A 4,598-nucleotide genomic window follows, 5' to 3' on the forward strand; every position below is an offset into this window, starting at 1 on the left:
GCATGGGCGTATCTCAGCGCGCATGTATACCATTGCCGCCCTCTATCATTTCAGCCGTTTTGACGCGCCTGACGCCCTGCGCCCGCCGTTGATTGCGCTTTGTGCGCAACATGACGTCAAAGGCACGCTGCTTGTCGCCGCCGAAGGCATCAACGGCACCATCGCCGGCCCCCGTGCGGGGATAGACGCGGTCATCGCGCATATCCGTGCCCTGCCCGGCTGCACCGATCTTGAGTGGAAGGAAAGCACCGCCACAACGCCGCCCTTCGGCAAGATGAAGGTCCGCCTGAAGCGCGAGATCGTGACCATGGGTCAGCCCGATGTCGATCCGCTGGCCAAGGTCGGGCATTACGTCGATCCCGCCGACTGGAACGATCTGATCGGCCGCGACGATGTTGCCGTGATCGACACGCGCAATGACTATGAGGTCGCGATCGGCACCTTCGACGGGGCCATCGACCCGGAAACCCAGAGCTTTGGCGAATTCCCCGCCTGGTGGGAGGCGAATAAGGACCGGTTCCACAACAAGAAAATCGCGATGTTCTGTACCGGCGGTATCCGGTGTGAGAAATCGACGAACTACCTGATCGGCCAAGGGGTGGAGGACGTGTTCCATCTTAAGGGGGGCATCCTCAAGTACCTTGAAGACATCCCCGAAGAGCAAAGCAGCTGGAAAGGCGATTGCTTTGTCTTTGACAACCGCGTCAGCGTTGGTCACGGGTTGAAAGAAGGGCCGCATATGCTGTGCCACGGCTGCCGTCGCCCGATCCTGCCCGAAGATACCGCAAAGCCCGGATACGAAGCCGGCGTCAGCTGCCCGCAGTGCGTCGATGAAACCTCTGACGCGGATAAGGCGCGGTTCCGTGAGCGCCAGCGGCAGATGACGCTTGCCAAAGCACGCGGCGAAACCCACCGCAGCTGATCACGCTGTCGGCCCGCCCTGTTCCAAGCGCGGGCCGGTGGTGCAGGTTAAGCCCCGAACCCTTCGCGCCCGATAGAGACATAGGCCGAGAAACCAGCGCGTTTGGCATCTTTGGGGCTATAGATATTCCGAAGATCTGCCATCGCAGGGGTCGCCATGCGCTTGGCCATCCGCTTGAGGTCCAGCGCGCGGAATTCATTCCACTCCGTCAGAATGACCAGCGCATCCGCATTTTGCGCGGCCTTATAGGCATCCTCCAGCCACGACACGCCCGGCAGCAAGGCTTCGCCCTCGCGTTTGCCCTGAGGATCAACCACACGCACCTTGGCCCCGTTGCCCACCAGCGATGGCACAATCGTCAAGCTGGGAGAGTCGCGCATATCGTCGGTGTTGGGCTTGAACGTTACCCCCAGCACCGCGATGGTCTTGCCGTTTACCGACCCGCCACAGATGTCGACCACCTTGTCGATCATCCGGCGTTTGACCTCGTCGTTCACCTTGATCACGGTTTCGGTCAGCTGCATCGGCACCGAATGATCCTGCCCCATCCGCGCCAAGGCCTGCGTGTCTTTCGGGAAGCAGCTACCGCCGTAGCCCGGGCCCGCATGCAGGAACTTGGACCCGATCCGGTTATCCAGCCCCATGCCTTTCGACACCATTTTGACATCCGCACCAGTGCGTTCACACAGGGCCGCGATTTCGTTGATAAAGGTAATCTTGGTCGCCAAAAACGCGTTGGCGGCGTATTTGATCATCTCTGCGCTTTCCAGATCGGTCGACATGATCGAAAACTCGCGCAGCGAGAGCGGGCGGTAGATGTCCTTCATCACCTGTTCGGCGCGTTCATTCTGCGTGCCTACAACCACGCGGTCGGGGCGCATAAAGTCGTCAATCGCGGCCCCTTCACGCAGGAATTCCGGGTTCGAGGCAACGTCGAATTCGGCCTTGGGATTGGCTTTGGCGACGACCTGTTTAACCTGACGGTTGGTGCCCACGGGCACAGTCGATTTGGTGACGATCACCGCATAATCCGTCAGGACAGAGGCGATCTCTTCTGCGGCGGCCATGACATAGGTCAGATCCGCATGCCCGTCCCCGCGCCGGGTCGGCGTCCCAACCGCGATAAACACGGCATCCGCACCATCCACTGCACTGGCAAGGTCACCGGTGAAAGACAGACGCCCCGCGGCAACGTTCTTGGCCATCAAATCATCAAGACCGGGCTCGTAGATCGGGACGATGCCCTTTTCCAACTTCTCGATTTTAGAGGGGTCTTTGTCGACACAGACAACTTCATGTCCGAAATCCGAGAAACAAACACCCGAGACCAAACCGACATAGCCGGTGCCAATCATCGCAATCTTCATGAAACTTTATCCTAAATCAATTTGACAGTCCGCAAGCCAAGCCAGCCGGTGCACCCACATCTAGTGATCTGACAGCGCAAAACCAAGATAGGCAAATGGCATCAGAAGCCGACGCAAGCGCCCCAGTTCGAACTTTCGCAGCGGTTTTTGCATGACCTGAGGATAGGGCCGGTCGATGGGTTTGCCCATCACCAGATCCGCGACCAGCCCGCCCGAATAGCTGCCCATTGCAACACCATTCCCATGATAACAAAGACTTGCATAGACAGCTCCGGGGTCAGGGAGCTTGCCGACAAAGGGCATTTGCGCGCGCGACAGACATACCATACCCGACCATCGGTAGGGTGTCTCAACGTCTTTCCACGCCGGAAAAAACTTTTCAAAATCGCGGCGTACACGCGCAATGGCGCGCGCCTCTGCCGCTTTGCCCGTCACTAAACCGCCGCGCATGCCGAACAACATCCGGCGGTCCGGCATCAGCCTGAAATAATGCAGCAAATTGCGCGTATCTGCGGACATATAATCGCTCTTCCATCCCGCGGCATCTAGCTCTGCCTCGGTCAGGGGGCGGGTCACAAGGACCGTCGACTGCGTGGGCATATAGCGCGCAGACAGCCCCGGCACCAAATCTTCCGACGAATACCCGTTCGTGGCGACAATCATTTTCTGTGCACGCACCCTACCCTTGGGCGTTCGAACGTCGTGACCCTGCGCCGCCTGCTGTACCTCAAGCGCAGGCGTATCATGGTAAATGACCGCACCCGCCTTTTCCGCGGCTGCAGCAAGGCCGGTCACGTATTTCCGCGGGTTCAGCGCAAAGCCCGCCGGAATATGCAGCGCCCCGTGGAACGGCCCTGAAAGCCCATGCGCCGCGAAGTCCGCGGGATCAACAAGCCGCGCGTCTAGCCCATAGTTCTCTCGCACCTCGCGGGCGCGCGTGCGAAAATCGTCCATATCCTTGGGCCGATGCGCCAGCTCGATCTCCCCGTCGGAGTGGCGGTCAACCTCGATCCCATGCCGCGTGATCAACGCATCAACAAAGTTGATCGCCGCCAGCTCAGCCGCGCGAAAGCGCAACCGATCCTCGCGCCCCGCAAGCTTGTCCAGCGCGGCATCACTTAGCCGTCCGCCCCCAAGGCAGCAAAAGCCCCCGTTGCGGCCCGACGCGCCCCAGCCGACGTATCGGTTTTCCAGCACAACCGCCGAATATCCAGCCTCCGCAAGGCGCAACGCAGCAGAGAGCCCGGTAAAGCCGCCGCCCACAATCGCCACGTCACAGGATACGTCACCTTCCAACGCAGACCTGTCGGTAGCGGCGCAGGTTTGATCCCACCAACAATTTTCCCTAGGCGCATCTGTATAGGCAAAATCGTTAAATATTCGTTTCATGCCGCCGCTCTTTCATGCCACGGCGCGTTCCGCCGCCTGCACATCGCGTTGCGCCTTGATCGCCTTGCGCTTCGACATCAGTGACGCCGTGATAACCCCGAAAGTCACGATACCGATCATGATGGTGGATAATGCGTTAATCTCGGGCGAGACGCCAAGACGCACCGCGCTCCAGATCTTGATCGGCAGGGTTGTGGAGGACGGGCCCGTGGTAAACGAAGCGATAACAAGGTCGTCCAGCGAGAGCGTGAACGCCAGCAGCCACCCCGAGATGACAGCCGGCGCAATGATCGGCAAGGTCACCAAACGGAAGGCGTCGAAAGGCGAGCACCCAAGGTCCAGCGCCGCTTCCTCCAGCGACCGATCAAAAGTCACCAGCCGCGATGAGACGACCACTGACACGTAGCACATCGAAAAGGTCGTGTGTGCCAGCACGATGGTCAGCGTCCCCCGGTCCAGCCCGATCCCGATAAACAGAAGCAACAGCGACAGGCCGGTAATCACCTCCGGCATGACCAGCGGCGCGTAGATCATACCCGAGAAGAGCGTACGCCCAGCAAACCGCCCCCCGCGCACAAGAATGTATGCCGCCATCGTCCCCAACACCGTTGCCAGCGTAGAGGATGCCACCGCGACCTTCAGCGTTACCATAGCAGCATTCAGAAATGCCTCATTCTGAAGCAGCTCGCCGTACCATTTCGTCGAGAAACCGGCCCAGACAGTCACCAGTTTCGAACTGTTAAAACTGTAGATGACCAGCAGGATCATCGGCAGATAAAGAAAAGCAAACCCGAGGGTGAGCGAAGTAATATTGAACCAGCTTGCGCGTCTCATGTCTCCACCTCGGCCTGACGTTGCTGGTTGCGTTGGAACAGAACGATTGGAACGATCAGGATCAGCAGCAGGATCACCGCCACCGC

General features: G+C 59.5%; 4 protein-coding genes. 1 reads left to right on the plus strand and 3 read right to left on the minus strand.

Features of this window, described 5'->3' with window-relative positions:
• Positions 1-22 precede the first annotated feature (22 nt).
• Positions 23-922 (plus strand): rhodanese-related sulfurtransferase, encoded by a 900-nt coding sequence (locus B3849_RS05620; protein ID WP_278424964.1) that lies wholly within the window; start codon positions 23-25, stop codon positions 920-922.
• Positions 923-969: 47 nt separating this feature from the next.
• Here B3849_RS05620 and B3849_RS05625 read toward each other — a convergent pair whose 3' ends face one another.
• The 3 genes from B3849_RS05625 to B3849_RS05635 are packed head-to-tail and all read right to left on the minus strand — an operon-like array spanning position 970 to position 4,512.
• Positions 970-2,289 (minus strand): UDP-glucose dehydrogenase family protein, encoded by a 1,320-nt coding sequence (locus B3849_RS05625; RefSeq protein WP_168592344.1) that lies wholly within the window; start codon positions 2,287-2,289, stop codon positions 970-972.
• A 60-nt stretch (positions 2,290-2,349) separates the two neighbouring features.
• Positions 2,350-3,678 (minus strand): NAD(P)/FAD-dependent oxidoreductase, encoded by a 1,329-nt coding sequence (locus B3849_RS05630; RefSeq protein WP_278424965.1) that lies wholly within the window; start codon positions 3,676-3,678, stop codon positions 2,350-2,352.
• Between the two features lie 12 nt (positions 3,679-3,690).
• The gene (locus B3849_RS05635; RefSeq protein WP_005850514.1) at positions 3,691-4,512 is read right to left on the minus strand and encodes an ABC transporter permease; all 822 of its coding nucleotides are present in this window, start codon (positions 4,510-4,512) and stop codon (positions 3,691-3,693) included.
• Between the last annotated feature and the right edge of the window lie 86 nt (positions 4,513-4,598).

The organism is Sulfitobacter sp. UBA4523 (assembly GCF_002388305.1).
GTDB classification, from domain to species: domain Bacteria; phylum Pseudomonadota; class Alphaproteobacteria; order Rhodobacterales; family Rhodobacteraceae; genus Sulfitobacter; species Sulfitobacter pontiacus.

Excerpts from the sequence above, each read along its gene's own strand:
- B3849_RS05620 (WP_278424964.1), top strand. The coding sequence starts at position 23 with ATGTATACCATTGCCGCCCTCTATCATTTCAGCCGTTTTGACGCGCCT.
- B3849_RS05625 (WP_168592344.1), bottom strand. The coding sequence starts at position 2,289 with ATGAAGATTGCGATGATTGGCACCGGCTATGTCGGTTTGGTCTCGGGT.
- B3849_RS05630 (WP_278424965.1), bottom strand. The coding sequence starts at position 3,678 with ATGAAACGAATATTTAACGATTTTGCCTATACAGATGCGCCTAGGGAA.
- B3849_RS05635 (WP_005850514.1), bottom strand. The coding sequence starts at position 4,512 with ATGAGACGCGCAAGCTGGTTCAATATTACTTCGCTCACCCTCGGGTTT.